The following is a 3,592-nucleotide window of genomic DNA, read 5'->3' as shown; positions in this document are numbered from 1 at the left end:
ATGGCACTCCAAAAATAAATATATTTCGTATGATATATAAGTATTCATACTCAACTGTCTCCGTCGCCTCTTGTATTGTATAAGACGTTAAAATATGAGTTAATACGATCGAAGTACATATTATTGCACGTACGTAAACGAGTTCTAGTTTCTTATTTTTCATTTAAATTCATCCCATTCTTCCACAAATTTTTTAAACGAAGATTCTGTAATTAAAATGCGTGGCAAATAATAAGGATGACTGTCTGTTCGAATAGGTGCTTCCTGAAGTGAATAGCCGTATACAATTTCTGCACTTTTAATCGCACTTAATTTGGAATCATCGACATAGCCATATGGATAGGCGAGTCGATGATTGGTTTCGTTAAAATGTTTTTTAAGGTAATCATTACTCGTTTTAATATCTTTTGTTAACGCTTGATCTTCTGTTCTATTTAAAATGGTTTTATGATGTTTATCCATGAAATGTAAGTTATTTGTATGAGAGCTAAATTCCCATCGATTTGTTTTATAGAGTTTCTTTAAACCGTCGAGATCTAATAAAGTTAAATTTAAATAATTATCGTTACCGACTTGGCCAGTGATAACAAAACCTGTAGCTTTTATATCATACTTTTTCAATATTTCTTCAGCATTTAAAACCGTATCATCCAGATCATCGAAATTCACCCAAACACATCGCTTAGGGAATTCTCCTTTTTCGTAGTAAAATTCTAACTCTTCTGCATTAACAAACGTTGCATCGTGATCTACGAGCCATTTCATCTGCCGCTCAAACTCATCAGTTGTGACACTATAGATATCTTGCTCTTTGTTTGGTGCAATGACTTTGAGCAATTTATATAGAAGTGTTTCTTCACGGACGCGATGATAATTTAACGCGAGACACTCCTCAGATGCTTTGACATCGTTTGGTATATTCATAAATATCATGAATGTAAGTAGTAGAGCTATACACAATTTCTTCATAATTTTTCCTCTTTAAACGATTGAATAAATCTCACAACGAAGAAAATTACTATAACAATTATGAAGTAAAACACGGATTTAAACATATCGATATAATCTGTACGACTGATAGACATTGAGATTCTAGCGAGCTGTACGAACTCTGTATTAATATTTAAAAGTGTCATAGATGTAATGTAAATAACGAATAAACAATATAGCCATAATGGAATAGAACTCACATAAAGAATTGTTTCTCTTAAAAGGTTCAGATTGGAGTGTACTACTGGATGTCTCCTCTGTCTGGGCTTGTCCATGTCGCAAACTCTCCTTTCTTACGCTTTAGTGCTTTCGGTAATGCAAACAATACGACGAGACCGTTAATTAGCCAATAAACCGTTGGATACCAACTTAAAAAGAGAAGGCCAATAATATTTCTACGTTCGTACTTTACGTCGATAAATAAAGCGACTAAAAATTGAATAATATTAAAGAACGTTAATATTAAAGCACTGATGACGAGTAAACTTAATTGTTCTCTAACACTAAAAATATTTAGTAAATCTAACTTCATTACTGTAAAGAACAATGTTAGCAAAATGATATAAATCCAAATAATTGAAAGTATCGATTCTAATAGTAATAAATAAAGTGGGAATCGTCCTTTTTTAATAATATTTTTAAAATCACGAATAATGACTTCATGACCACCTTGAGACCAACGCACTCTTTGCTTCCATAAACCACCAAGCGTTTCAGGAACGAGCATAAAACACATCGCGCGTGGCTCGTAAAGGATTTTCCAATCATTTAAATGCAGATTCCAAGACATAGCGATATCTTCAGTGATCATATCCGTGTCAAATAGACCGACGGCTTCTAGTGCTTCTTTTCTAAACAATGTAAATACACCTGAAACAGTGTTGATTGCACCTGCTAAACTTTGCGCGCGTTTAATTCCTCCAATAATACTCGCGTATTCAACGACTTGTATTTTTCCAAGCATAGAGTCCTTATTACGAATTCTTGGGTTACCTGTAACTGCACCGATCGAATTGTCGTTTAACATATGTGTCATCATATACTGGGGTGCGCCGTCAAAAATTACAGTATCCGCATCTATACATAGAACGTAATCATACGATGCTTCTTTAACCGCTTCATTTAATGCATTTGCTTTACCTTTGTTTTCTTTTAAATTAATAAATTTAAAATCATAGCTACTTTTTAAGTCAGTTAATTTTGCAGCTGTATAGTCAGTGCTCCCATCATTGACCATAATAATTTCTTTTAAAGGATAATCGAGATGTACTAGGGATGTAAGTGTTTCTTCTAACGTATCTTGTTCATTAAAACAAGCGACGACAAATGTGATTCCTTTTAAATCTGATGGAATCGGTCGACTTTTTGAAAATAACTCATACCTAATAAAGTAAAGGGAAGATCCGATTGTCCAGTACATAGACATAATTGCTGGATACAAAATCAGTATCAATAAAAATTTCATAAAATCATTCGCTTTCAAGTGTTATCACTTTTAGATATAATGTGCTCTATATCAATACGAGAGCACATTTAATATAGAGAAAAGAAAATTAACACTCAATACTTTTCATTGAATTCTCATTGAGTTGTTAGCGCTTAGTAATAAAAAATGGATATTATTTCTTTTTTATTTCAAAATAGGGAGTTTGTTTTAACAGAATTCACATTAAATTTTAATGATGATATTTTGAATTTATTATGTATAAAAAGAGAGTTTATAATATAAAAAAATTCCACTTAAGCTACTAAGCTTAAGTGGAATTATATATTACTGTTCGCTCGCACGTACTGCGTTATGATGGACGTCAGTGACGTCGTCATCATCATCTAGGGCGTCGAGTATATTTTCTAAAATTTCATAGTCTTCATCGCTTAATGCGACTGTATTCATCGGAATCATCGTTAATTCACTTTGTGCGAACGTGTATCCTTTTTCTTCTAAATGATCTCTCACTTGTGCGAAGTCTGCTTGTTCAGTAAAGATTTCAAAAACTTCATCGCTTGTTTCTAACTCTTCAGCACCTGCTTCAAGTACTTCTAATAACATTGTTTCTTCATCGTCTTCTGTCGTACTGCGTTCGATTACAATGTATCCTTTACGTTCGAACATATAACTTACAGAACCCGCTTCACCAATATTTCCACCGTTTTTATTGTATGCGATACGTACGTTTGTGTTTGTACGGTTACGGTTATCTGTTAATGCTTCTGCTAAAATGCCAACACCACTTGGCCCGTATCCTTCATACATTACTGGATCGTAGTTTTCACCAGAGCCAGATGATGTTGCTTTGTCGATTGCACGTGTAATGTTGTCTTTAGGCATATTTTCTGAACGTGCACGGTCCATCGCTAAACGTAGTGCTGGATTCGTATCTGGATCTCCGCCACCTTGTTTTGCAGCCATATAAATTTCACGTGATAACTTTTGGAAGATTTTACCACGCTTTTTATCTTGTGCACCTTTACGTTGTTTAATGTTATTCCATTTTGAATGGCCTGCCATAATTTCGTCTCCCTCGTTGTTTTCTTATTTATAATTTATCATTTTTTCTAATGATTGTCTAAATGATACGAGTCACTTTAAAGATTTGATATA

3 protein-coding genes are annotated in these 3,592 nt (G+C 33.6%); all 3 read right to left on the bottom strand.

Translation table 11 applies throughout. From position 1 onward, the window contains the following. Positions 1-159 precede the first annotated feature (159 nt). The 3 genes from icaB to TJ68_RS02310 all read right to left on the bottom strand — a co-directional run bounded on the left by icaB (position 160) and on the right by TJ68_RS02310 (position 3,499). A complete protein-coding gene (gene icaB, locus TJ68_RS02325; RefSeq protein ID WP_040928523.1) occupies positions 160-969 on the bottom strand; it encodes an intercellular adhesin biosynthesis polysaccharide N-deacetylase in 810 nt (269 codons plus the stop codon). A gap of 262 nt (positions 970-1,231) precedes the next feature. Next, complete coding sequence (gene pgaC, locus TJ68_RS02315) at positions 1,232-2,455, bottom strand: poly-beta-1,6-N-acetyl-D-glucosamine synthase (RefSeq protein WP_040928524.1); 1,224 nt, start codon at positions 2,453-2,455, stop codon at positions 1,232-1,234. Positions 2,456-2,761: 306 nt separating this feature from the next. Beyond that, complete coding sequence (locus tag TJ68_RS02310) at positions 2,762-3,499, bottom strand: YebC/PmpR family DNA-binding transcriptional regulator (protein ID WP_040928521.1); 738 nt, start codon at positions 3,497-3,499, stop codon at positions 2,762-2,764. Positions 3,500-3,592 lie beyond the last annotated feature (93 nt).

The organism is Nosocomiicoccus massiliensis, from assembly GCF_000438455.1.
In the GTDB taxonomy this organism is placed as follows: domain Bacteria; phylum Bacillota; class Bacilli; order Staphylococcales; family Salinicoccaceae; genus Nosocomiicoccus; species Nosocomiicoccus massiliensis.
This window is presented reverse-complemented; position numbering and strand designations above follow the sequence as displayed.